18 protein-coding genes and 1 pseudogene are annotated in these 23,470 nt (G+C 62.9%); 12 read left to right on the top strand and 7 right to left on the bottom strand.

All coding sequences use genetic code 11. From position 1 onward, the window contains the following. Positions 1-38 precede the first annotated feature (38 nt). Positions 39-386, top strand: a pseudogene (locus N4J17_RS02480) (transposase); the annotation flags it as partial. A 33-nt stretch (positions 387-419) separates the two neighbouring features. Here N4J17_RS02480 and N4J17_RS02475 read toward each other — a convergent pair. Both N4J17_RS02475 and N4J17_RS02470 read right to left on the bottom strand, forming a co-directional pair. Then, positions 420-1,649, bottom strand: coding sequence for an AmpG family muropeptide MFS transporter (locus tag N4J17_RS02475; RefSeq protein ID WP_198322322.1), 1,230 nt, complete (start codon positions 1,647-1,649; stop codon positions 420-422). Further along, positions 1,633-2,406, bottom strand: a complete 774-nt coding sequence (locus N4J17_RS02470; protein ID WP_198322321.1) for an exodeoxyribonuclease III — start codon at positions 2,404-2,406, stop codon at positions 1,633-1,635. Before N4J17_RS02470 ends, N4J17_RS02475 begins: the two co-directional genes overlap by 17 nt. 102 nt (positions 2,407-2,508) lie before the next feature. Here N4J17_RS02470 and rpmE point away from each other — a divergent pair, with 102 nt between their 5' ends. Continuing rightward, on the top strand, positions 2,509-2,712 hold the full coding sequence (gene rpmE / locus N4J17_RS02465; RefSeq protein ID WP_198322320.1) for a 50S ribosomal protein L31: 204 nt from the start codon (positions 2,509-2,511) through the stop codon (positions 2,710-2,712). A gap of 41 nt (positions 2,713-2,753) precedes the next feature. Here the strand turns inward: rpmE and N4J17_RS02460 are convergent, their stop codons facing one another. Both N4J17_RS02460 and N4J17_RS02455 read right to left on the bottom strand, forming a co-directional pair. Next, complete coding sequence (locus tag N4J17_RS02460; protein ID WP_277458151.1) at positions 2,754-3,365, bottom strand: hypothetical protein; 612 nt, start codon at positions 3,363-3,365, stop codon at positions 2,754-2,756. A gap of 15 nt (positions 3,366-3,380) precedes the next feature. Next, positions 3,381-5,828, bottom strand: a complete 2,448-nt coding sequence (locus N4J17_RS02455; protein ID WP_277458150.1) for a penicillin-binding protein 1A — start codon at positions 5,826-5,828, stop codon at positions 3,381-3,383. 326 nt (positions 5,829-6,154) lie between these two features. Between N4J17_RS02455 and N4J17_RS02450 the strand changes: the two genes are divergently transcribed. The 9 genes from N4J17_RS02450 (at position 6,155) to N4J17_RS02410 (ending at position 14,502) form a co-directional block, all read left to right on the top strand. Next, positions 6,155-7,219, top strand: a complete 1,065-nt coding sequence (locus N4J17_RS02450; protein ID WP_198322318.1) for a pilus assembly protein PilM — start codon at positions 6,155-6,157, stop codon at positions 7,217-7,219. After that, complete coding sequence (locus N4J17_RS02445) at positions 7,216-7,815, top strand: PilN domain-containing protein (RefSeq protein ID WP_198322317.1); 600 nt, start codon at positions 7,216-7,218, stop codon at positions 7,813-7,815. Before N4J17_RS02450 ends, N4J17_RS02445 begins: the two co-directional genes overlap by 4 nt. Beyond that, complete coding sequence (locus N4J17_RS02440) at positions 7,812-8,453, top strand: type 4a pilus biogenesis protein PilO (RefSeq protein WP_198322316.1); 642 nt, start codon at positions 7,812-7,814, stop codon at positions 8,451-8,453. The genes N4J17_RS02445 and N4J17_RS02440 overlap by 4 nt, the downstream gene beginning before the upstream one ends. Further along, positions 8,453-8,995, top strand: coding sequence for a pilus assembly protein PilP (locus N4J17_RS02435; RefSeq protein ID WP_198322315.1), 543 nt, complete (start codon positions 8,453-8,455; stop codon positions 8,993-8,995). Before N4J17_RS02440 ends, N4J17_RS02435 begins: the two co-directional genes overlap by 1 nt. Further along, positions 8,982-11,171, top strand: coding sequence for a type IV pilus secretin PilQ (gene pilQ / locus N4J17_RS02430; RefSeq protein ID WP_198322314.1), 2,190 nt, complete (start codon positions 8,982-8,984; stop codon positions 11,169-11,171). Before N4J17_RS02435 ends, pilQ begins: the two co-directional genes overlap by 14 nt. A gap of 61 nt (positions 11,172-11,232) precedes the next feature. Then, a complete protein-coding gene (gene aroK, locus N4J17_RS02425) occupies positions 11,233-11,772 on the top strand; it encodes a shikimate kinase AroK (RefSeq protein WP_198322313.1) in 540 nt (179 codons plus the stop codon). Then, positions 11,769-12,848 carry a 3-dehydroquinate synthase gene (gene aroB / locus N4J17_RS02420; RefSeq protein WP_198322312.1) on the top strand — a complete coding sequence of 360 codons (1,080 nt, stop codon included), beginning with the start codon at positions 11,769-11,771 and terminating at the stop codon, positions 12,846-12,848. Before aroK ends, aroB begins: the two co-directional genes overlap by 4 nt. Before the next feature lie 27 nt (positions 12,849-12,875). After that, on the top strand, positions 12,876-13,928 hold the full coding sequence (gene hemE, locus N4J17_RS02415; protein ID WP_198322311.1) for a uroporphyrinogen decarboxylase: 1,053 nt from the start codon (positions 12,876-12,878) through the stop codon (positions 13,926-13,928). Between the two features lie 4 nt (positions 13,929-13,932). Further along, the gene (locus tag N4J17_RS02410; RefSeq protein ID WP_198322310.1) at positions 13,933-14,502 is read left to right on the top strand and encodes an NUDIX domain-containing protein; all 570 of its coding nucleotides are present in this window, start codon (positions 13,933-13,935) and stop codon (positions 14,500-14,502) included. On the opposite strand, the gene N4J17_RS02405 is transcribed toward N4J17_RS02410, so the two are convergent. The 3 genes from N4J17_RS02405 to N4J17_RS02395 form a co-directional block, all read right to left on the bottom strand. Then, the gene (locus N4J17_RS02405; RefSeq protein ID WP_198322309.1) at positions 14,478-14,843 is read right to left on the bottom strand and encodes a DUF488 domain-containing protein; all 366 of its coding nucleotides are present in this window, start codon (positions 14,841-14,843) and stop codon (positions 14,478-14,480) included. The genes N4J17_RS02410 and N4J17_RS02405 overlap by 25 nt on opposite strands. A gap of 7 nt (positions 14,844-14,850) precedes the next feature. Continuing rightward, positions 14,851-18,549, bottom strand: a complete 3,699-nt coding sequence (locus tag N4J17_RS02400) for a pyridine nucleotide-disulfide oxidoreductase (protein ID WP_198322308.1) — start codon at positions 18,547-18,549, stop codon at positions 14,851-14,853. Between the two features lie 441 nt (positions 18,550-18,990). Beyond that, a complete protein-coding gene (locus tag N4J17_RS02395) occupies positions 18,991-21,900 on the bottom strand; it encodes a PKD domain-containing protein (protein ID WP_198322307.1) in 2,910 nt (969 codons plus the stop codon). Between the two features lie 154 nt (positions 21,901-22,054). Here N4J17_RS02395 and N4J17_RS02390 point away from each other — a divergent pair, with 154 nt between their 5' ends. Next, positions 22,055-23,467, top strand: a complete 1,413-nt coding sequence (locus N4J17_RS02390; protein WP_232470331.1) for a DNA recombination protein RmuC — start codon at positions 22,055-22,057, stop codon at positions 23,465-23,467. Positions 23,468-23,470 lie beyond the last annotated feature (3 nt).

Below are 23,470 nucleotides of genomic sequence, written 5' to 3'. Positions count from 1 at the left end.
TTCCGCCGCCCTTCCCTCATGAAATATCCGGGCTAGCTGCCCTGCAGATGGCCCGCTGGCGCCGCCGGCCCGGCAAGGGCCTGCTGGTGCATTCGGATCGCGGCAGCCAGTACGCCTCAGGCCGCTTCCAGGCGCTGCTGAAGGACCAGGGCTACGTCTGCAGCATGAGCCGCAAGGGCAACTGCTGGGACAACGCACCGGCCGAGAGCTTCTTCCCTACCCTCCAAACGGAGCTGATCCATCAGCGCCGTTTCGAGACCCGGGAGCAAGCCAAGCAAGAGATCTTCGAGTACATCGAAGTGTTTTATAACCGGCAGCGCAAGCATTCGACACTCGGTTATCGAACGCCTGCCGAGTTCGACACACTGCACCGAAAAGCTGCCTGACCTTGTGTCCGGAAAACTCTTGCCAGATCATTTTCAGTCGGCCAGCCAGCTCCGGAACCGGGGCAGCACCAGTAGGCCGGGTATGGCGAACAGGGCACAGAGGATGAAGAAGTTCTGCCAGCCGACGGTCGTGGCCAGCCAGCCGGAGGGGGCGGCGGCGATCACGCGCGGCACGCCCATCAGGCTGGACAGCAGCGCATATTGGGTGGCGGTGAAGCGGCGGTCGGTCTGGTTGGCCATGAAGGCGATGAAGGCGGCCGTGCCCATGCCTGCGGACAGATTCTCGAAACTGATCACCGCGGTCAGGGCCGGCAACTGCGGGCCGGTGTGCACCAGTACGGCGAAGGCGGCGGTGGAAAGGAGCTGCAGCAGGCCGAATTGCCACAGCGTGCGGTAGATGCCGTAGCGCAGGATCAGCGCGCCGCCGGCCAGGCCGCCGAGCACCGTGGCCCAGAAGCCGAATAGTTTGACCACCGCGCCGATCTCGGTCTTGCTGAAGCCCATTTCCAGGTAGAACGGCGTGGTCATCTGCCCGGCCACGGTATCGCCCAGCTTGTACAGCAGGATGAACAGCAGGATCCAAACGGCCTCGCTGCGCCGGAAGAATTCGACGAAAGGCAGCACAACAGCGTCTTTCAGGCTGTTCGGGTGAGCTTCGCTTGAGGCGGCTTCCGGGAGTAGCAAGGTCACGAGGATGCCGGAGGCCATCAAAACCGCCATCAGGCCGTACGTGTCGGAAAAACCGATCCAATCGGCCAGGATCAGGCCGCCGCCCGATGCCAACAGCATGCCCAAGCGATAGCCGTTGACATAGAGCGAGGCGCCCAGGCCCTGTTCGCGATCGTGCAGGCTTTCGCGCCGGTAGGCATCGATCAGGGTGTCCTGCGAGGCGGAAAAGAAGGCGACGGCCAGCGCCAGTGCCGCCAGTATCGGTGCCGATGCCCCCGGACCGTATATCGCAAGCCCGGCGATCGACACCGCCAGCAGGAGCTGCATCAGCAGCAGCCAGCCGCGCCGCCGCCCCAGCCGAGGCCAGTGAAAGCGGTCGAACACCGGCGCCCACAGGAATTTGAGGGTGTAGGGCAGGCCGACCAGAGCGAATAGGCCGATGGTGGTCAGATCGATACCGCGCTCCTTCATCCAGGCCAGCAGCACCGAACCGGTGAGAAGCAGTGGGGCGCCGCTATAGAAGCCCATGGCGAAGGCGGCCAGCATACGGCCGTTCAGAATGCTGCGCGCGATCGGTTCAGAAGGCGAGGTCATAGTCGATCGTAAGCGGCGCGTGGTCGGAAAAACGTTCGTCCTTGTAAATCGCTGCGGAGCGGATCAGACCACGCAGGGCAGGACTGACGACTTGGTAGTCGATGCGCCATCCGACGTTCTTGGCCCAGGCCTGCCCGCGGTTGGACCACCAGGTGTACTGCTCCGGTTCAGGATTCACCACGCGGAAGGCATCGACCCAGCCCCTTTCCTCGAACACCCGGTCCAGCCAGGCGCGCTCCTCCGGCAGAAAACCGGAATTCTTTTGGTTCGAACGCCAGTTCTTAAGGTCGATGGGCTTGTGGGCGATGTTCCAGTCGCCGCAGAAAATGTACTGTCGGCCGGAACGGGCGCATTCGTCCAGAAAGGGGAGGAAGCGGTCGAGGAAGCTGAACTTGACGCTTTGGCGCTCCTCGCTGGTCGAACCCGAGGGAATGTAGAGGGACACCACGCTCAGCGTGCCGAAGCGGGCCTCCAGGTAGCGCCCTTCCGCGTCCATGTCGTCCCACCCCAGTCCCTGGATCACTTCGTCGGGTTCCTTGGCGGCGTAAAGGGCCACGCCGCTGTAGCCTTTCTTCTCGGCTTCCAGGTAATAGCAGGCATAGCCTTCCGGCCAGAACAGCTCGTCGTTGAGCTGCGCTGTCCGGGCTTTGATTTCCTGCAGACAGACGATGTCGGCATTCTGCTTCGGCAGCCAGTCGAAAAAGCCCTTGCGGGCGGCCGAGCGGATGCCGTTCACGTTCAGGGTGATGATTCTCATGGACGGGTCAGGGAGTGTCGGGCGGTGCGGCTTGCTGCGATGATCCGATTACAGTACCATGCCAGATTTCGTCCGTTCGAGCCCCTTGGAGTATCTCGTACCATGAAGCCAGACATCCATCCAGAATACACGACGGTGACCGTAAGCTGCAGTTGCGGAAACACCTTCGAAACCCGATCCACGGTGGGCAAGGATTTCCACGTCGAAGTCTGCTCGGCCTGCCATCCATTCTATACGGGCAAGCAGAAGATCGTCGATACCGCCGGACGCGTCGACAAATTCCGCCGCAAATACGGCCGCGGCTGACGAAAGGGGGGCAGGGCGGGCAGCCGCTGCTCGTGCGGGGCTCAGCCCCTCTCCCCGTTTCCCGTGCCGGCCGGTTTCCCGAGCAGGGTGCGCAGTTCCCGTATCGATGCCGCACCTTCCCTGTTGCCCGCGGCGGCAGCCCGCCCGGCCGGCGTAGCCGGGAAGATGCACAGTTCCATCGGTGTCTCGTCCACGTAGAACGACAGTGCGGGGAATGCCGTGTTCTCACCCCGGAGGCGGCATCGGCAGGAGGTTTCGCGGAACGGTAAATGGGCGTCGAGCAGTTTGCGCATGACTTCTTCTGGCGCATCCGCAAACACCTGTAGTGTGATCACACTGTGCCGGCCGGCGGTCCCCTCCAGCGCCGCGCCGGTGAGGCGCGGATCGAACTCCGCGAGAAACTCCATGGCTTCCAGAGCCAGGACACGCTGCCTGGCCAGCTCGGCGTTCTGAGTGGCCGGCCGGAACAGCCGGTTGTACTCGATCAGGGCGGCGTCGATTTCCTCCGGTTCCGGCAATCGGTGTTTATCGATCGGGCCAAACCGCGCAACAGCCTTGTTCAGCGCCAGCTGGGGGTTGTCGATGCCTTGCTCGGCCATCAGGCGGGCAGCCGCCCAGGCCAGGTGAGCGCGTGTTTTCTGCCTGGTTTTCACGTTCCGTTCCCGTCTTCAAAACAAGGATTCCATCGGCTTTGGCGTTTCCGCCGGCCGCATGGGTGGAGCTTCCTCGACTTCTTCATCGCCCGGGAGGGCAGATTCCGGTGCCGCCGCGGCTGAAGCATCGGCCCGGGATTCCTCGGAGGCGGCTTCGGGTTCCTCACTAGTGGCGTTGAAGGCGGGAGGGGGCGTCGGCCGTGGCACCATTTCCACGATCCCGCCGGGGATGCTGGCGGGCAGGCGGTTGCCGGTTGCGGGATCGACCCGAGCAGACATGATCCCGGCAGGCTGGGGAAATTTGCGCTCGGGAACGTCGCGCAGTATTTCCTTCATAAATTCCATCCAGATGGGCAGCGCGGTTTGTCCGCCGGTTTCCTTGTCGCCGAGGGTCTGGTACGAGTCGAATCCTACCCAGGCCACCGTGACGAGGCCGGGCACGTAGCCGTTGAACCAGGCGTCGCGGTACTGATTGGTGGTGCCGGTCTTGCCCGCCAGATCGGAACGTCCGAGCTCCCGCGCTTTGGTGGCGGTGCCCCGGCGAACCACATCCTGCAGCATGGAATGCATCATGTAATGGACTTCTGCCGAGATGACCCTTTTCGCCCGGTTCGTCGTGGATCTTCCGTCGGCGCAGTCCAGGCAGGCGAGGGCTGGCGTGGCCTGATACAGCAGCCGGCCGTTTTGGGTTTCGATGCGACTGATGAGGAAGGGGTCGACGCGATAACCGCCGTTGGCGAAGACGGCATAGACCTGGGCCATCCGAAGCGGGGATGCAGTGCCGGAACCCAGCGCGAGCGTGAATGAGCGGGGCAGCTCCTCTGGCGTGAAGCCGAATTTTTCGGCCAGCTCGATCACTTTGGGCAGACCGACCGCACGCAGCAGGCGGATGGACACCATGTTGCGCGATTTGGCCAGGGCCTCCCGCAAGGGGGTGGGGCCGGCATATTTCATCGAGTAGTTGTGTGGCCGCCATATTCCCCCCGGGGACGCGGGGTCCGGAAAGGATAGCGGAGAGTCGTTGACCACACTCGCTGGAGTGAACCCCGATTCCAAGGCGGCGGCATACACCACCGGCTTAAACCCTGAGCCGGGCTGGCGTTGGCCCTGGGTGGCGCGGTTGAACTTGCTGAGACGATAGTCGAAACCACCGGCGACGGCGATGATGGCGCCGCTGTCGGCATCCAGTTCGACCAATGCACCCTGGACCTTCGGGATCTGGGTCAGCACCCAGTGGCCTTCCGCGTTCTTGCGAATGCGGATCACGTCACCGGGCTTGAGCACTTCCTTGACCGACGGGGGAGGTGCGCCATGGGCGTCGACACTGATGAACGGCTTGGCCCAGCGGACGGCGTCGTAGGAGAGTTCGGGTTCGCCGTGATTCACGGTATAGAGCCCCGCGGCCGTGTCGGTGACGGTGAGCACCAGCGCCGGGACAGTGTCGCCTGCGGGCCCTTGGTCTTCCAGTATCTGGTTCCACGCTGACTTGGCTTTCACCTGCTTGAGATCAATGTGAACCTTGGCTTTGCGGTAGCCGTGCCTTTCGTCGTAGCTTCGCAAGCCCGACTGCAGTGCCGATTCCGCCGCCCGTTGCGCATGGCTGTCGATGGTGGTGTAGACCGCGTAACCGCTCTCGTAGGCATCCTCGCCATATTGCTGATACATCTCTGCGCGTACCATCTCGGCGACGTAGGGAGCATCCAGTTCGATGGGACGGGTATGGATGCGGGCGGTGATCGGTTCATTCAGGGCTTTCTGGTAGGCCTCATCGGTGATGAAGCGTAGCTTGCGCATGCGCCGCAGCACGTAGTTGCGGCGGATCTGCGCCCGTTCGGGGTTGGCGACCGGATTGAAGGCGGACGGTGCCTTGGGGAGTCCTGCGATCATCGCCATCTCACCGAGGGTCAGCTCGCCCACATGTTTACCGTAGTACACCTGGGCCGCCGCCTCGATGCCGTAGGCGTGCTGGCCGAAATAAATCTTGTTCAGATAGAGTTCGAGAATCTGGTCTTTGGGCAGTTCCGAATCGATCCGGATCGCCAGCATGATTTCCTTGACCTTACGGAGAAAGGTCTTCTCACTGCTCAGGAAGAAGTTGCGCGCGACCTGCATGGTGATCGTGCTGCCGCCCTGGCGTTTTTCGCCGGTGCGGGCGAAGGTGAGCACGGCGCGCAGGATGCCCTGGTAATCCACCCCGACGTGGTCATAGAAGCGGTCGTCTTCGGCGGCTATGAAGGCGTGGACTAGATCCGGAGGGACGTCACTGATGGCGACGGGGCTGCGCTTTTTTTCACCGAACTGCGCTATCAACTTTCCGTCGCGGCTGTAGACCGACATCGGGATCTGATAGCGCACCTCCTTCAATACAGCGATGTCCGGCAATTGCGGTTCGAGATGGCGGTACAGCCCGAACAGCCCCAGAGCGATGATCAGGGCAACGACCAGCATGACTTCGAACGTCACCAGCCAGTAACGGGGCCTTCTGGGCTTTCGGGATGAAATTGCCACGACTTTAGTTTTGGCGATGGCGGTAAGTCCCGTCGGCATTCGACAGGCGTTCACCGGAGAGGATTTTGTAGAAGGAACGGACTTATATTTATTAAGGTTTGCATGATACTCCAGTTGCCCGAAGGGAGTGAACCGCTCCGGCGGACTTCTTCGGCCGATCGCTAGGTACCGTCCTCCAGCAGGTCCCGTTTTGGGGTATCCTAGAACTATCAATAATATTGTTTTCCAGTAGCATGTCGCAGCTTCTCGCGCCTCTTTCGATTTTTTTGTGACTATCAGGCATGTGGGGTTTCGGAAGGAAGAAACCGCCTCTGCTGGGGATCGACATCAGCGCGGCGGCGGTCAAACTGCTCGAACTGAGCAGAAAGAACGGCGGCTACCAGGTGGAAAGCTACGGCGTCGTGCCTTTGCCCCGCAACACGGTGGTCGATAATACCATTGCCGAGCCGGACAATGTGTCGGCCGCGGTACGGGCGGTGGTCAAACAGTCGGGAACCCCGCTCAGGCACGCGGTGGTGGCAGTGCCTGGCTCAGTGGTCATCACTAAGCGCTTCACCATCCCCGCTAACCTGGAGGGTGACCAACTCGAGGCGCAGATCGAACTGGAGGCGGACCAGTACATCCCTCATGCCAGGGAGGAGGTCAGTCTGGATTTTGAGGTGCTGGGGAAGAGCACGAAAAACCCCGATCTGGTGGATGTGCTTTTGGTGGCGACCCGCCGGGAGAACGTGGAGGATCGGGTCTCGGTTCTGGAAAACGCAGGGCTCGGCGTCGAAATCGTCGATGTCGAATCCTATGGCATCGAACGTGCCTTCGAGCTGGTCAAGGACCAGCTTCCGCCGCTCCTCCGCGACCGGGCGGTAGCCGTGGCCGACGTGGGGGCCGTGGCCACCACGCTCAACGTCATCCACGACGGTTCGATCATCTATACCCGGGAACAGGGTTTCGGTGGCATGCAGCTCACCGACGAGATCCAGCGGCGCTTCGGTCTGACCTACGAGGAAGCGGGGCTGGCGAAGAAAGAGGGGAGCCTTCCCGGCAACTACGCAGAGGAAGTGCTGGAGCCGTTCAAGCACGCTCTGGTTCAGCAGATCCGCCGGTCGTTCCAGTTCTATCTCTCGTCCACTGCTCAGCGTGGCTTCGATGCGGTGGTGCTGGCCGGCGGCTGCGCCATGATCCCGGAAATCGACCGTTACGTCGAGGCGGCATTGCAGGTTCCCACCGTCGTCGCCAATCCTTTCCGGAGCATGAGTTTTTCAGGGCGGGTGCGGCAGGAGCGGCTGAATTACGACGCTTCGGCCCTGATGCTGGCCTGCGGCCTGGCGCTGCGGAGTTTCGACCGATGACGCGCATCAACCTCCTGCCCTGGCGCGCCGCTCTTCGGCGCGAACGGCAGAAAGAGTTCGCCATCTGGACCGGGCTCGGCCTGGCCTTGACAGGGGCAATGATGCTGTTGGTCCGGACCCAGATTGGGGCCGCCATCGACAGCCAGAGCCGGCGGAATCAGTATCTCGAAGGCGAAATCGGGGCGCTGGAGCGCCAGATCGCCGAAATCCGGGACATGGAAGCCAAGAAAAGCCGGCTGGTGGCCAAGATGGAAATCATCCAGCAATTGCAGTTGAGCCGGCCCGAAGAAGTGCATCTGTTCGATGAAATCGCGCGGACGGTGCCGGAAGGAGTACGCCTGCGGGACCTGACCCAGGAGGATCGCGCCATCACGGTCAACGGTATCGCGCAGTCCAATGCCCGGGTTTCCGCCTATATGCGGAATCTGGAGGGATCGGAGTGGCTGTACGATCCAGTCCTGGAGGTCATCGAAAACAAGCCGGATGGACAGGTAAGGGGCAAGGAAAGGGGCAGCCGCTTTACCCTGCGGATGAAACAGGGTCCCAAGAGCCGGATCGGCGAGGACCCGCTCCCGACGGAGAAGAAGGCGCCGTGAACCTCGCTAAGATCAACTGGGACCTCGAGTATGCGGGGTCCTGGCCGACGCCGGTCAAACTTGCCGTCATCGGCCTACTGAGCGCCGTGCTCGCCAGCGTCTGGTATTACCTCGACACCCGCGCCCAGCTGGTCGAACTGGAAGCTCAGCAGCGCAGGGAGCTGGAACTCAAGGAGACCTTCGAGCTCAAGCAAAAGAAGGCGGTCAACCTGGAAGAATACAAACTGCAGCTGGCGGACATCGAGAAGACCTTCGGTGATTTGCTGAGGCAGCTTCCCGACCGCACCCAGGTGCCCGATCTGCTGGTGGATGTTTCCCAGACTGGCCTGGCGAGCGGTCTCGAATTCGAACTGTTCAAGCCCGGCGGCGAGGTTTCCAAGGAATTCTATGCCGAACTCCCGATCGAGATCCGCGTCGTCGGCACCTACATGGAGCTCGGAGCCTTCGTGAGCGGCTTGGCCTCGCTTCCCCGTATCGTCACCGTCCATAACGTGAAGATCGCTTCACGTTCCGTCGATGGCACAGCCCCCAAGCGCGGGGAGGCGGGGCTGGTCATGACGGCGCTGGTAAAGACTTATCGCTATCTCGACGACGGTGCCGCGACCTCCTCTTCGGCGGCTGAGCGCAGGCGGCGCTGATGGCGGTTCCGGCGAAGTACGCTTGGGCGCTGGCGGCACTGGGCTGCCTGTCCGGCTGCGCCGAGGATGAACTGGCCGACCTCAGGCGCTATGTGGCCGACGTCAAGGCGCGCCAGAAAGTCAACATCGAGCCGTTGCCGGAAATCAAGACGGTGTCGCCGTTTGTGTTCACCCCGGAGGGCTTGCATGACCCTTTCCAACCCATCGAAAAGCCCGACGAAGCCGAGACGGCCGCGAGGGACAACGGAATTCACCCCGATCTGTCCCGCCAGAAGGAGCAGCTCGAGAGCTACGAGCTGGATAGCTTGAGGATGGTCGGGACGGTCAGGATTTCCGGGACTATGTGGGCGCTGGTGCGCGCCGCCGACGGCACGATACACCGGGTTCGGACCGGTAACCACATGGGCAGGAATTTCGGCAAGATCACGCGCATCAGCGAAGACGGGGTCGAGCTGGTCGAAATCGTTCCAGACGCCCAGGGCGGATGGCTGGAGCGCAGCGTCACGATGACGTTGACGGAAGCGGGGGGTGAAAAAAAGTGAAGAGGGCGGTGTGAGAGGGTTGGTCATTCGAGGTTTGGCGGGGAGGAAAATTCCGCTGTGCTGGATCGTGGGGCTATTGGTCTTGGGGTTGGGCTGGACGGCGTCGGCGGCTGGAGCGGCGCTGCAGTCCATCGATTTCACGGCGCTGCCCGGCGAGAATTTCCAGCTCCGCCTCAGTTTCGACGGGCCGGCGCCGGAACCCCGGTCTTTCACCATGGAACATCCCGCCCGGATCGCGCTGGATCTGGCTGGTGTCCGAAGCAGCCTGGACAAAAAGCCGATCGCCGTGCACCAGGCCGGCGTCGAAACCGTCCAGGTGATTGCGGCCGGCGGCAGGACGCGGGTGATCCTGAATCTGGCCACGGTGGTTCCTTATACCACCCGCGTCGCGGAGCGTTTCCTGTATGTGATCCTGCAGGGCGGGAAGGCCGGGAGCGGAGCCGACAGCCCGGAATCGGCTCCGGTCGTGGTGGCCGAACGGCCGGTGGTCGGTGGGCCGCAGGTCGAGAACGTCGATTTCCGGCGCGGCGAGCACGGGGAGGGCCGATTGCTGGTCACCCTGAGTGATCCGAATACCGTCGTCAACCTCCGGGAAGAAGGGCGCAGCGTGATCGCCGACCTTCCCGGTACCAGTCTGCCGGGCCGGCTGGCGCGCAGGCTCGACGTGCTCGACTTCGCCACACCGGTGAAATGGATCGAGGCGATGCCCGTCGGTCGGGGTACCCGGCTGCTGATCACGCCGGTGTCGGACGAATACGATTACTCCTCCTACCAGTCCGGCAAAATGCTCACTGTGGAACTGCGCCCCTTGAGCCGGGCCGAGAAAGAGGAAGCCAAGAAGCGGCGACGGGTGTTTTCGGGGGAACGCCTTTCCCTGAACTTTCAGGACATTCCGGTACGCAATGTACTGCAGATTTTGGCGGACTTCACCAATCTGAATATCGTGGCTTCGGATTCCGTGCAGGGCAGCCTCACCCTGCGACTCAACGAGGTTCCGTGGGACGAGGCGCTGGACCTGGTTCTCAAGGCCAAGGGGCTAGGCAAGCGGCAGGAGGCGAACAGCAACATCATCCGCGTGGCTCCGATGGATGAGATCAACCGGCTCGAGCGCGACGAACTGGAAGCGTTGAAAGTCGTCGAGGACCTGGAGCCATTGCGGACCGAGATCATCCAGATCAACTACACCAAGGCCGACGATATCAAGAAGGTCATCATGGGCACGACCGAGAAGGCGGAAAAAGCCATCACCCGCCCGGAAGCGCTGACCGGCGGGCCGGGTGTGACTGCCACCGAGGCCTACGACGTGACCCAGTCGATCCTGTCGAGCCGTGGCAACGTGACCACCGATCCGCGCACCAATCAGCTCATCGTCCAGGATACGCCCAGGAATCTCGAACGCATCCGCGAATTGGTGCGGCAGCTCGACAAGCCGGTGCGGCAGGTGATGATCGAGTCGCGGGTGGTGATCGCCAACGTGGACTTCCTACGCGAGCTGGGCGCCAAGCTGGATTTCCGGCCCAAAAACCTGACCGCCGCGGAGCGCCTGAACCCTACCGGCAGCATGGCGGACCTGGGGGTCGACCTGGCGAGGCTTACCACCCTGTCGCCCTACGGCACGGCGCAATACGTGGTTTCCATGGGCGATTACCTGCTTGATCTCGAATTGTCGGCGGCCCAGAAGGAAGGCCGCGGCGAGATCGTCGCCAATCCGCGGGTGCTCACCGCCGACCAGTCCAAGGCCAAGATCATGCAGGGCGTGGAGCTGCCCTACCAGATCACCCAGCAGGGCACCGGCGGGGGCCTGCCGGTACAGAACGTCGCGTTCAAGCCCGCCGTGTTGGAACTGGACGTGACGCCGCACATCACGCCGGACGACCATATTCTGATGGATCTCATGATAAAGAAGGATGACAAGGGCGAACTCGCGCCCAATGGCAATTTCGCCATCGAAAAGCGCGAAATCGACACCGTGGCGCAGGTGGCCAACGGCGAAACGGTGGTGCTGGGCGGCGTGTACGAAGGCACGCGGCGCAACAACACCGACAAAGTGCCGTTTTTCGGCGACCTTCCCGGTATCGGCTTCATGTTCCGGCGCAACGCGGTCGAGGACAGAAAGAAGGAACTCCTCATCTTCATCACGCCGAAGATCGTCAAGCAGACGACCATGAATCCCTGAGATCGCCGGGATGCGGGCTGGTGCGTGTTATCATTTCCCGCTTGAGTTGGCGCAGGACACGATGCGAAACCGTCGAAACATCTTCCTGATTGGCCCGATGGGAGCGGGCAAGACCACGGTGGGCCGCCTGCTTGCCAGGGCTCTGGGGCTGGAGTTTTGGGACAGCGACAAGGAAATCGAGCGTCGGACCGGGGTCACGGTGCCAATGATTTTCGAATACGAGGGGGAGGCCGGGTTCCGGCGCCGCGAGTCGGAAGTCATCGCCGACCTGACAGGCAAGGAAGGGATCGTGCTGGCCACCGGCGGCGGTTCCGTGCTGATGCCGGAAAATCAGGAACATCTGGCGGCGCGGGGCTTGGTAATTTACCTGCAGTGCTCGGTCCAGAAGCAGTTGGAGCGGACCCAAAAGGACATCAACCGGCCCCTGTTGCGGACGGAGAATCCCCGGCAAAGGCTGGAAGAGCTGCTGCGGGTGAGGGATCCCATCTATCGCGAGCTTGCCGATTACATCGTCGATACCGGCCAGCAGTCGAGCCGCAATGCCGTCCGCCGTATCATCAACGCTTACGAGAAATCCGGAACCAGACTGCGGGCGGAATGAAAACCTTACACGTCGAGCTGGGGGATCGCAGCTACCCCATTCATATAGGATGCGGCCTGCTGGGCCGTCCGGACCTGATTCAGGCGCACCTGCCGGGCAGACAGGTCATGGTGGTGACCAACGAAGTGGTGGCGCCGCTGTACCTCGACCGCATGCTCGCGTCCCTGGCCGGCAAGGAAACGGGCAGTCTCGTGCTGCCGGACGGCGAGGCCCACAAGACCATGGACTCGGCGATGGCCGTGTTCGATGCGCTACTGAGTCGGCGCTTCGGTCGCAACGCCGCCATCGTGGCGCTGGGCGGGGGGGTGATCGGCGATCTGGCCGGTTTCGCAGCGGCCTGTTATCAGCGCGGCGTGCCTTTCATCCAGGCGCCAACCACTTTGCTGTCCCAGGTCGATTCTTCGGTGGGAGGCAAGACTGCGGTCAACCATCCGCGCGGCAAGAACATGATCGGTGCCTTCTACCAGCCGCGCTGTGTCCTGGCTGACACCGACACCTTGAATACCCTCCCCGACCGGGAACTGAGCGCGGGTCTGGCGGAAGTGATCAAATACGGTTTGATCCGCGATCCGGAATTCCTGGTCTGGCTCGAAGCGAACGTGGAAAGCCTGCTTCGGCGTGAGCCGGACGCCCTGGCCTATGCGATCGAGCGTTCCTGCATCAACAAGGCGGAAGTGGTGGCGGAAGACGAGACCGAAACCGGGGTGCGGGCAACGCTGAACCTGGGTCACACTTTCGGCCACGCTATCGAAACCGGCATGGGCTATGGCGTATGTCTACACGGCGAAGCGGTGGCGATCGGTATGTGCCAGGCGGCCGATCTGTCCCGCCGCCTGGGTTGGATCGGTGACGACGACGTGGCACGGGTGATCCGCCTGCTGGAGCGGGCGCGGCTGCCGGTCGTCCCGCCGCGCGAGCTGGATGCGGACGCCTTTCTCGAACACATGGCGGTCGACAAGAAAAACGTCGACGGCGGCCTGCGGCTGATTCTGCTCAAATCCCTGGGTGAGGCGACCCTGCCGGTGGCCGTGGACGCTGGACTGTTACGGGCCACCTTGGAATGCTACGGTCGCTGAGGCCACCGAACCGACGAAGGACATACCATGACTCATTGCTTCATCCGCGCCCTACTGCGCCAGCCGGTCGAGCGGACTCCGGTCTGGATGATGCGCCAGGCGGGCCGTTACTTGCCGGAATACCGCGAGGTCCGGGAGCGGGCCGGCAGCTTTATGAATCTCTGCACCTCCCCCGAACTCGCCTGCGAAGTGACTTTGCAGCCGCTGGAGCGCTACCGGCTGGATGCGGCGATCCTGTTCTCCGATATTCTGACCGTCCCCGACGCCATGGGGCTGGGTCTGGAATTCGTCGAGGGCGAGGGACCGAGGTTCCGCAATCCGATCCGGGGCGCCACAGACATCCACCGGCTGGGTGTGCCGGATCCGGAAGCGGAGCTGGCCTACGTGCCGGCCGCAGTGCGGCTGATCAAGCAGCACCTGGGCGATCGGGCGCCGTTGATCGGTTTTTCGGGCAGTCCCTGGACTCTGGCCACCTATATGGTGGAAGGGGGCAGCAGCCGGGAGTTCCGCAAGATCAAATGCCTCATGTATGAGGAGCCGGCGCTGATGCATGAACTGCTGGAAAAGCTTGCCGATGCGGTCGCCTTGTATCTGAACGCCCAGATCGCGGCGGGCGTCGATGCCGTGATGGTGTTCGATACCTGGGGTGGCAATCTGGACGCGGAGCACTATCTGACATTTTCGCTGCGCTACGCCGAGCGCGTGCTCCAGCAGCTTCGGCTGACCGCGCGGGGCCGCATCCCCGCGATCTTCTTCACCAAGGGCGGCGGGCAATGGCTGGAGGCGATGGCGGACGCCGGTTATGACGCGCTCGGTCTGGACTGGACCACGGACATCGGTTCAGCGAGACAGCGGGTCGGCGACCGGGTGGCTTTGCAGGGCAACCTCGATCCGGTGGCGCTCTATGCCAGGCCCGAAGTCATTCGCGGGGAAGTCCGGAAGATCCTCGAGCGTTACGGTACCGGCAGCGGCCATGTGTTCAACCTCGGCCATGGGGTCACGCCCGACATCAAGCCCGAGCACGTCGGCGCGATGATCGATGCGGTGCACGAATTCAGCCCGGCGTTCCACCGGATTTGATCCTGTGGCGGAGTCGAATCCCTGGCGCCTGCTAAGCCGGCGGGAGATCTACGACAACCCCTGGATCCACGTGGATGAGGACAAGGTCGTCAATCCCGGCGGCGGCATCAGCCTGTACGGCCGCATTCACTTCAAGAACCGGGCGATCGGTATCATCCCCCTCGACGGCCGGGGCAATACCTGGCTGGTCGGCCAGTATCGCTATGTACCCGATACCTGGTCCTGGGAGATTCCGATGGGCGGTTCGCCCGAAGGTGAATCCATACTGGAATCGGCCCGGCGCGAGCTGAAGGAGGAAACCGGTCTTACCGCCGCCTCCTGGACGTTCCTCATGCGACTCCACACCTCGAATTCCGTCACCGACGAGGAAGGTTTCGTGTTCGTCGCAGAAGACCTGGAGGAAGGTGAGCCGGAATTCGAGGAAACCGAAGACCTGCGCATCTGGAAGCTCCCGCTGGCCGATGCTGTCGCCATGGTGATCTCCGGGGAGATCACCGATGCCATCAGCGTTGCCGGTTTGTTACGCTTGGCTTTGGGTCGCGCCTCGAGTCAGGTCGGATCCGGCCTCAAGTGACGTTCCAGGTAGTCTCGCAGGGCGACGGCGCTATTGCATTTGCTATTGCGGGCACTGTAGAGCAGCGTCACGGTACCGCGGCTGCAGGCTTCCAGCAGGAGGGTCAGCGCTGCTGGCGCGCGGTCCAGTTCAGCAAAGTAGCGCTGCCTGAATTCCTCCCACTTGCGGGGATCGTGCCCATACCAGCGTCGTAGTTCATTGCTGGGCGCGATGTCTTTTAGCCAGCCATCCAACGCCAGCGCTGGCCGCGACATGCCGCGCGGCCATAGCCGTTCCACCAGGAAACGCTCGCCGTCTTCCGGGGAGCTTGGCTCGTAGACCCTTTTCAGCCGAATCGCCACGGCCGCCTCAGGTCTGCCGGCTCAAAAGCCAGTCCAGCCAGAGCGCCGACAGCTTCTCCTGCACCGAATTCTGCCGCAGCCGGGCCCGGAGATTCGGGAAATCCACACGGTCCAGTTCCTGATCCTGGTTGTAGCAGGAATACACGAAATACTCGCGTCCCGTTTCCGGATCCACGTGTTTGCACAGGCACTGGGCGCACACGCCTTTCATCATGCACTGCATCGGTGAGTTGATCGAGCCGATGGCGGCGTGGTGCGGCTTGAGGTAAGGCGCCAGCAGACCGTGGCGGGCATGCTTGACCGCTTCCATCATGCGGTCCGAGCCGATCACGATCATGTGGTCGACGTCGTCGAGATGGATGGGGGTGGGGCCCAGTTCGCCCTTGGTATAGGCCAGCATGGCCTCGACGATGTTGCCCATGAAGGACTTGTCGTCGGGGCGGGTGATCGGAATGGGGGTGTTGCCCTCACGCTTGTCCACCGTCCAGACCAGCAGATCCGATGCCGCTTCGAGTTCTTCAACCTTGAAAACGTCCGAGCTGTTACGGTAGCCAGCGAAATAGATCACCTGATTGCCGGCGCTTCGCAACGCCTTGCCGATCGAGAACAGCACCGCGTTGCCCAAGCCTCCCCCGACAAGCGCTACGGTTTGACCCGAAGGGATTTCGGTCGGCGCGCCGGTGACACCCATCACCACCAGCGGATCACCGGGTTTCCATTGCGCACACAGCCTGGAAGAGCTGCCCATTTCCAGCGCGATCAGCGAGATCAGGCCGTTGTCCTTGTCCACCCAGGCGCCGGTGAGCGCGATGCCCTCAGTGGCCAGCACCGTGCCTTCCACCACCGGGGCCAGCGCCTCGTAGTTCTGCACCCGGTAGAACTGGCCGGGCTGGAAGTGTTTGGCGGCGGCCGGGGCGCGGACGACCACTTCGATGATGGTCGGTGTCAGACGATTCACCGCGACGATGCGAGCGGTCAAAGCGTCGTCGATCACCGCCTGGAATGCCTGGAGGTTCCGGTCGCGGTGGGACTGTTCCGCCGGGTCCAGCCGCTTTAGCTCCTTTTCGAACAGACGGACGATATAGGGGTACCCGTCTTTGGCGCTGGCCATGGCCTTGACCACGTTGCCGGCATAGACCGGATGGTTGTCGCCGTAGAAGGTGATGAACTTGCCGCCACGGTGATAGGAGGTGAAGGGGGCTGGCTTGCCGATCTTAGGCCATGGCTCGTCCTGTACCGGCACCAGACCGGGTGTCTCACCGACCCATTCGGGCACGTGGCGCTTGTAGAACTTGTGATCCATCTCGAAGGTTTCCGGATGCTCGGATTCGTAGATGGTGTTGGGCGAGGTGCCCGCGGCGATGAAGAGGCTCCGCAGCGGAACCTCGATTTCACCGACGGGTTGCCAGCGACCATCCCGTTCCTCCAGCTTTTCGAAGCGCAGCGCCTTGAGGTGGCCGTACTCGTCTTCCAGCGCCTCCAGCGGGCTCAAGCCTTCCGCCAGTACGATGCCTTCGTCCATGGCTTCCTTGATCTCTTCATGGTTCTGGCGGTAAGCGGGCGAGTCCTTGATACCCTTGCGGTAGAACAAGGTGGCGCCGCCCCACTGGTTCAGCAGCGGCAAGAAATCCGGTGTCTCGCCGGCGGCTTCGGCGCGCCGCCGCTCGGTCTGGATCGCCCGGCCGTGCGCCAGGAATTCGTCGAGTATCCCGAGTTCCTCGGCGTCGTAGCGGGCGCGCACGGCCGGCTCGCCATAGGCCGCGCAGAGCTTTTCGTAGCGGTGCAGGATCTTCTCGACCTGGACCGGGTAATAGGCCAGCAATTCGGTGGCGGTATCGATGGCGGTGAGGCCGCCGCCGATGACACCGGCCGGCAGCCGAACCTGCAGGTTCGCCAGCGAGGATTCCTTGGCCGCGCCGGTGAGCTGCAAGGCCATCAGGAAATCGGAAGCCTTGCGGATGCCCCGGATCAGGTTGTTTTTCAGCTCGATCAGGGTGGGCTTGCCGGCACCCGAAGCGATGGCGATGTGGTCAAAGCCCAAATCCCAGGCTTCATTGATCGTGATCGCTCCGCCGAAACGCACTCCTCCGTAGCAGCGGAAATTCCTGCGCCGCAGCAGGTTCAGGTAGATGACCTTGAGGAAGTTCTTGTCCCAGCGCACCGTGATGCCATATTCGGCAACACCGCCGAAGCCGAGCATGATGCGTCGGTCCAATCTCTCATAGAGCGCGCCGAAGTCACGGATCGGCTGGGGCGGATGGTGTTCGTCGCCGATCAGCTCGGCCGGCAGCGGCTCGATCTTGAGTCCGTCGATGCCCACCACACCGAAGCCTTCGTTCACCAGATAATGCGAGAGGGTGTAGCCAGCCGGTCCCATGCCAGCCACCAGCACGTTCCGGCCGTTGTATGGCAGGGCGTAGGGGCGCTTGATGTTGAGCGGATTCCAGCGCGTAAGCAGGCTGTAGATCTCGAAGCCATAGGGCATGAACAGCACGTCGGTGAGGACGTTGGTCTCGATCTGCGGAATGTTGACCGGCTCGGTCTTCTGGTAGATACAGCCTTTCATGCAGTCGTTGCAGATGCGGTGGCCGGTGCCGGGACAGAGCGGGTTGTCCACCGTGATCAGCGCGAGGGCTGCAATGTTGTCGCCCTGGCGCTTGAGCCAGTGCATCTCGGAAATCTTTTCCTCCAGCGGACAGCCGGTGATGGGGATGCCCAGCGGATTGGTCTTGAAGCCGCCGTCCTTCTTGTTGCGCATACCCTTGGAGCAGGAATCGGCATCCCGGTCGTGGCAGTAGATACAGTGATCGACCTCGTACAGAACCCGGCGCTCGGGGAAGCGCGGATCGGTCAGGGCGAAACCGTCGCGGCGGCGGTGGTGGCCGGGTTCGGCGGTCCAGACGCTATAGCCATTGCGGTATTCCACGAGGTGGTGGACCAGGTGCCCGAAGTCGGTCTTGGCCGGAACCTTGAAGCTCACCCAATCCTTGACCTGAGATCTAAGGCACTCATCGCGGCTGGCGGCAAAGCACCAACGCTCGAATTCCCCGAACAGGCCGGCGGCGAAATCGGCATCGCCCAGGGAGGTCACATCCTTCCAGGCGGCAGCCCGCGGATGGGCGCCGAGCTGGGCACGAAGTTTGGCGATGCGCGCTTCAGGGTCGGGGAGCGGGCCACCGCCCGGCTGTTTCGATTCCGCCTCGTAGTGCGTGTGCAGATTCTGCAATGCCAAGCCAACCCTGGCCACCGCCGCTTCGCGGTCCGAGGCCGCGTATTCCGGCGCGAAGGCTTCGACGAGAATGTCGATCTTCGCCGCCAGTGCTGCCACATCCCAGTCTTCGGTGGAGACATTCTTGAAGCGGCTCGGCAGCTTCACCACGATTTCCGAGCGGAAGGCGAAGATCGTGGCGAAGCTGTCCCGAATTTCGGCCATCTGCCGTTCGCGCTCCACCTCGACGCCAAACAGGCGGGCGACGAACTCCCCGACATGCGGCGCCATCCTCACCAAAAGTTCCGAGATGGCCTCGGGCGCCATGTCGGTACCGTTCGATGCACGGTAGCCCTGGAATGCCGCGATCAGGTCGGGCTCCCGCTGCCGTGCCCAGTCTTCGAACGCCTGGTGCAGAAGCCGAAGCTTTTCGGGATCGTGGAGGTCGGGGTAGCGGAAATCGGCTATGCCGAGGCCGTGCATGGCGTCGTCGTTCATCAAGAGTGTCCCTGGGGAGAAATGTCAATACAATAACGTGTTAAAGGCCGTACCGCCTAGGGGGCCGCGGATCGGCAAGCCTTCGCTGTGGAGTCTTTTTGGTATTCCTCCGCTGCTGCGGAGGATTTCAATACGTCCGATTCGTTCTTTAAAATAGGGAGAGGAATCGATGAGTTCTGACAGTAATTACAAACACTAGCTGAGGGTCCGGGTCAAGGGATTCAACATGCCCCCGATTTCCGACGGCGTCGTGCTCAGCCGCGAGGCGCCGATCGGTTGGGTGGCCTTCCGGAAGGCAGATGCGGCCGGTTTTTTCGCCGTGTGAATAAAATGGGCGTCTTTCGCCCTAGGAATGAACAACGTCCAGCGGATATCGTAAGGTGTTCCGTGGTTCGCGCCCGCCTCTTGGGCGGGCCGCGAACATAACCGGCTCCCGGTTTTCTACCGCTCGAAGCTCTTGCTCAGGCTGTGGCAGAGATCGCAGGCCACCGGCTGGCCGGCTTTGACGCTCACGGTCTTGCCTTCCACCGAAAAGCTGCGGTCGGTGGCGGCGCGTGAGAGGACGGTACCGAGGTGGTCGCTGCCATGGCAGGCGCCACAGGTGCCGCCGCCGGGCTGCCCGTTCTGATCCTCCGCCAGATCTCCATGGGCATCGTTGTAGAACCGGCTGTCGTTGACCAGGTGCATGCCGTGGGGGCCGCCCTGGGTGCTGCTCGGCAGGCTGCCGGCGGTGTGGCAGGTCGTGCACTCGGCGATCGTGCCGGTATGGCCCTGCAACTGCGAGGCGGCCAGATTGTCGTTGGCATTGGCCGTGGCGTTCGGCCACTCGGCGTGGGTCGCGCCGTGGCAGCCTTCGCACATCACCCCGCCGTGGCCAGTACTCACCCGGTACAGCTTGGGATTACCCGCGCCCGGGTTGTTGAAGCCGTTGAACTGGACGGGAATGGCCGGCTCGGCGAAGCGCTTGTTGGTGGGTACGATGGGCGTGGCCTTGGCATCGCCCGTGCGGAAGGCTTGGCGCAGGCGGATGCCGTCCTGGTTGCCCTTGCTATCGACCTTGTTGACGATCACGTTGGCCGAGCCCGTCAGGTTGCCATTGGCGTCGCCCGTGTGACAGGAGCCGCAGCCGGGTTCGTTGGCCCAAGGTACCCGGGGCTGGCGGCTGGCCGGATTGTAGAAGTTGCCCTGGTTCAACACGAAGGCTCCAGGGTTGGCGGGGGAGACGCCGGTGGAGAAGTCGGCGCCGATCTGCTTCATGTCGCCGTGGCAGTCGCTGCACAGCATGCCGCCGTTGAACATGGCGCCGCGCAGGCATTTGGTTTCCTTGCCCGGATGGCACTGGTAGCAGTTCTGTTCCAGCGCCGTCAATCGTTCGGCCTGATTCCGGATGGCGCCGGTCGCAGGATCCTGATCGGGCGCCGGAATGGCCGTGAACAGGTCGGTGAAGGCGCCGTGGTGGTTGTGCATCACCCGCGAATTGCTCTGGTGCGCCAGCTGGTTGCGGCCGTTGGCGGGGCCGCCGACGGCGCCGGCCTGCGGGCCGACCTGGGCCAGGTCCAGGGCGGGGGTGTAATGGCAGCTCTGGCATACCACCGGCTTGTTCTGTACCACCGCCTTGTAGGTCAGGCAGTTGGCATCACCGTTGGAACTGGCAGGGAGGCCCGACTTGATATCGCAGGGCGTTTTCGCGCCGGTGGGATCGACGTAGTTCGCGCCCTGACGGAGGTCATGCAGGCGCAGGATGTTGATGTCGGCGGCGTATTCCACGCTGACCTTGCGGGGGTTGTTGGTGTCTGGGTCTTGGACCCCGGTGGCGACTGCCAGGCCGGCACCCCGCAATACGTCGGTCGGCCGGCTCGACCGGCTGGTCGTGACGTCGGCTGGATCGGAGTGGCAGTTGGTGCAGCTCGCTTCGCTCGATACCGGAAGCACCGTATCCACGGTGGCAAGCACGGTGTTGCCGCTCTTCGCCTGCACTCTCACCAGCGGGAAAGGGTTCTGCCGGCCGAAATCATCGAACGGCGCCAACGGGATGCCCGCTGCCTCGAACCAGTTGACGTCGTTCGCGACGTAGCCGAAGGGGAAATTTACGAACATCGGCTTGTGGGTATAACGCTCTTCGACGCGCTGCGGAGCGTTGGCGGCATACGGACTGGAAAATCCCGGCATCGCATGCTGAGCGACGGCGAGCTGTTCGTCGCCGCTGTTGACCCTACCGTCGCTGCCGATATAGAGCTTTTCCGCGTTGGGCACCGGAAGCCCTTTGTCGACGGGCACCAGATCGGCCAGTTTCGTGCCGGGGGGGAGGTTAAGCGGCGGCTGGTCCAGGGGCGGATAGAAGGCGTCATAGGCGCCATGGGCGAGGCTGTCCCAGAAATTGGTTTTGAAGGTCGTGCCGTCCGCGGCAATGCCGTTGAACAGGTCGTTCCGGGACAGGATGGGATCTTTGGGGTTCGATACCGCCGAATAATACAGCTCGACCCCCTGCGGGTTGATGACCGGTTTCGCGCCTTTCTGGACGACCTGTCCCAGCATCACCTGGAAGGGCGGCAGGATGTTGACAATGCGGGTGTCGAGATCGACACAGTGCATGCCCAGATCATTGACCGCCAGCACGCTGTAGTTGCTGCTGGTGACCTTGGACGGTTCGGCTACCGGGGTGGTCACCTTGGCCAGCGAGCCAGCACTGGTGGAATTGATCGAACCGGCGGAGGCGGCGGGCGGCGCGGCAACGGTGACCTGGACCGTATCGGCGGCGCTGGTCGCCCCCTTATCGTCGGTGACAGTGAGTGTGAAGACATACGTGCCCGCGGTCAGGGTGACGCTGGGGCTGACCGTGTCGGCGGGATCGGGATTGCCGGTCCATTGGTAGGATGCGATGCTGCCGTCCGGGTCGGAGGAGCCGCCGCCGTTGAGGGCCACGGCGATACTGCTCTGGCCCGGGGCGAGGGTGACGGACTGGTCCGGGCCGGCATTGGCGATCGGCGGCTGGTTGGGGGCGCTGCCGGAGCAATTGGCGGGAGCGTTGGAGACGTCGCGTTCGGTCGCCGAGTCCTTGGAAGTCGCGCGAACGCGGCAGGGCACGGTCGCCGGTTTCGAGAGCGTCTTGCTCCAGGCGCCTTTCGCGTTGGCCGTCGCCGACCCGAGTTTCGCATTGGTCCGGGCGTTGTACAGGGTGATCGTGGCCCGGTTTTCGCTGCTCCCCGCCAGGCTCAGACTCTTGGTTTTCGCATTCCACGATGCCGAACTGATGGTCAGCTCCTTGGCCTGGACCATGCCGGCAAGAGCGGCCAGGGAGACGGCGAGGACGCTCGCCATCCCCTGTTTGAAATGGGGGTTCATCGTATACATTGTGCGGTCCCCTTCTTTGTCCGCCCGGGCGCTGTCTAAGGAAGAGGCGGTACCCGGTGTTTTGTTGTCAAAGCGCCGACAGGATGTTCCCGAGCCCAATGTGCCGGCCCTGGAAAGATTAGACTATTTCCAATATTAATGAAAGGTAATTGATTTGACTGAAGGACTTGCCCTCTATGTTGCTGTTGCACTTCTCGCCGGGATCATGCTGCCCTTATGGCTGTGCCTGTTCCTTTGTTTGCGCCAGGGGCGGCGGCTGGCGTCGATTGCCTCAGAGCGTGAACGCATGGAACGCCTCCTGCGCGAAGAGCTGAACCAGGTCCGCGCCGAGATAGGCCGCGCTTCCCGTGACAACCGCGAGGAGATCGGCGGGGCGATCGGCCGGTTCCAGGCGGCGCAGCAGGATCAGGCCGAGCGGATGCGGCTGCTGATGGACGAAAAGCTCGTGCGGGTCCAGGCCGATGCCCGCGAGGGACGGGAGGAGATGAGCCTGGGGCTGAAGCGTTTCGGCGAGGTACAGAAGGAACAGCTCGACAGCGTCGGCCTGCTGCTGAAAAACCAGCTCGAAGCCCTCGCCGGGACCAACGAAAAGAGCATCGAACGCCTACGGCTCACCATCGAAGAAAGGCTCCAGGCGCTGCAGCACGACAACGGCCAGAAGCTGGAGCAGATGCGCCAGACCGTCGATGAGAAACTCCACAATACGCTGGAGCAGCGGCTGGGCGAGTCGTTCAAGCTGGTCAGCGAACGCCTGGAGCAGGTGCACAAGGGCTTGGGGGAAATGCAGACCCTCGCTTCCGGCGTGGGCGACCTGAAGCGCGTGCTGACCAACGTCAAAACCCGGGGTACTTGGGGCGAGGTGCAGCTCGACGCCTTGCTGGAGCAGATTCTGACGCCCGAGCAATACGGCAAGAACGTGGCGACCCGGCCGAACGGCGGGGAACGGGTCGAGTTCGCGATCCGGCTACCCGGCCGCGACTCGACCGACGCGCCGGTCTGGCTGCCGATCGACGCCAAGTTCCCGATCGAGGATTACCAGAAGCTGCTGGATTCCCAGGACAGCGCGGACCATGCCGGTATCGAGGCGAACGGCAAGGCGCTGGAACAGCGGCTGAAGACCGAAGCCCGGACCATCCGCGACAAATACGTGGAGCCGCCGCATACCACCGACTTCGCCATCCTCTACCTGCCCATCGAAGGACTGTACGCCGAAGCCCTGCGGCGGCCGGGGCTGGCCGAAACCCTGCAGCGCGACTACCGGGTGACTCTGGCCGGTCCGACTACCCTGGCCGCCATGCTGAACAGCCTGCAGATGGGTTTCCGGACCCTGGCGATCGAGCAGCGCTCGTCGGAGGTGTGGACCATCCTGGGAGCGGTCAAGACCGAATTCACCAAGTTCGGCGATGCCCTGGCCTATACCCGCAAGAAGCTGGAGGAGGCCACCAGCTCCATCGACAAGGCCGAAACCCGCACCCGCGTGCTGACCCGCAAACTCAAGGAGGTCGAGGCCATCCCGGCGCAGGAGGCGCGGTGGTTGCTGCCCTCGACGGCAGAGGCGGACGACTGAAGA

Origin of the sequence: Methylococcus capsulatus (genome assembly GCF_036864975.1) — a bacterium.
GTDB lineage: Bacteria > Pseudomonadota > Gammaproteobacteria > Methylococcales > Methylococcaceae > Methylococcus.
This window is presented reverse-complemented; position numbering and strand designations above follow the sequence as displayed.

Excerpts from the sequence above, each read along its gene's own strand:
- N4J17_RS02475 (WP_198322322.1), bottom strand. The coding sequence starts at position 1,649 with ATGACCTCGCCTTCTGAACCGATCGCGCGCAGCATTCTGAACGGCCGT.
- rpmE (WP_198322320.1), top strand. The coding sequence starts at position 2,509 with ATGAAGCCAGACATCCATCCAGAATACACGACGGTGACCGTAAGCTGC.
- N4J17_RS02450 (WP_198322318.1), top strand. The coding sequence starts at position 6,155 with ATGTGGGGTTTCGGAAGGAAGAAACCGCCTCTGCTGGGGATCGACATC.
- N4J17_RS02395 (WP_198322307.1), bottom strand. The coding sequence starts at position 21,900 with ATGTATACGATGAACCCCCATTTCAAACAGGGGATGGCGAGCGTCCTC.
- aroB (WP_198322312.1), top strand. The coding sequence starts at position 11,769 with ATGAAAACCTTACACGTCGAGCTGGGGGATCGCAGCTACCCCATTCAT.
- N4J17_RS02470 (WP_198322321.1), bottom strand. The coding sequence starts at position 2,406 with ATGAGAATCATCACCCTGAACGTGAACGGCATCCGCTCGGCCGCCCGC.
- N4J17_RS02435 (WP_198322315.1), top strand. The coding sequence starts at position 8,453 with ATGGCGGTTCCGGCGAAGTACGCTTGGGCGCTGGCGGCACTGGGCTGC.
- aroK (WP_198322313.1), top strand. The coding sequence starts at position 11,233 with ATGCGAAACCGTCGAAACATCTTCCTGATTGGCCCGATGGGAGCGGGC.
- N4J17_RS02445 (WP_198322317.1), top strand. The coding sequence starts at position 7,216 with ATGACGCGCATCAACCTCCTGCCCTGGCGCGCCGCTCTTCGGCGCGAA.
- hemE (WP_198322311.1), top strand. The coding sequence starts at position 12,876 with ATGACTCATTGCTTCATCCGCGCCCTACTGCGCCAGCCGGTCGAGCGG.
- N4J17_RS02400 (WP_198322308.1), bottom strand. The coding sequence starts at position 18,549 with ATGAACGACGACGCCATGCACGGCCTCGGCATAGCCGATTTCCGCTAC.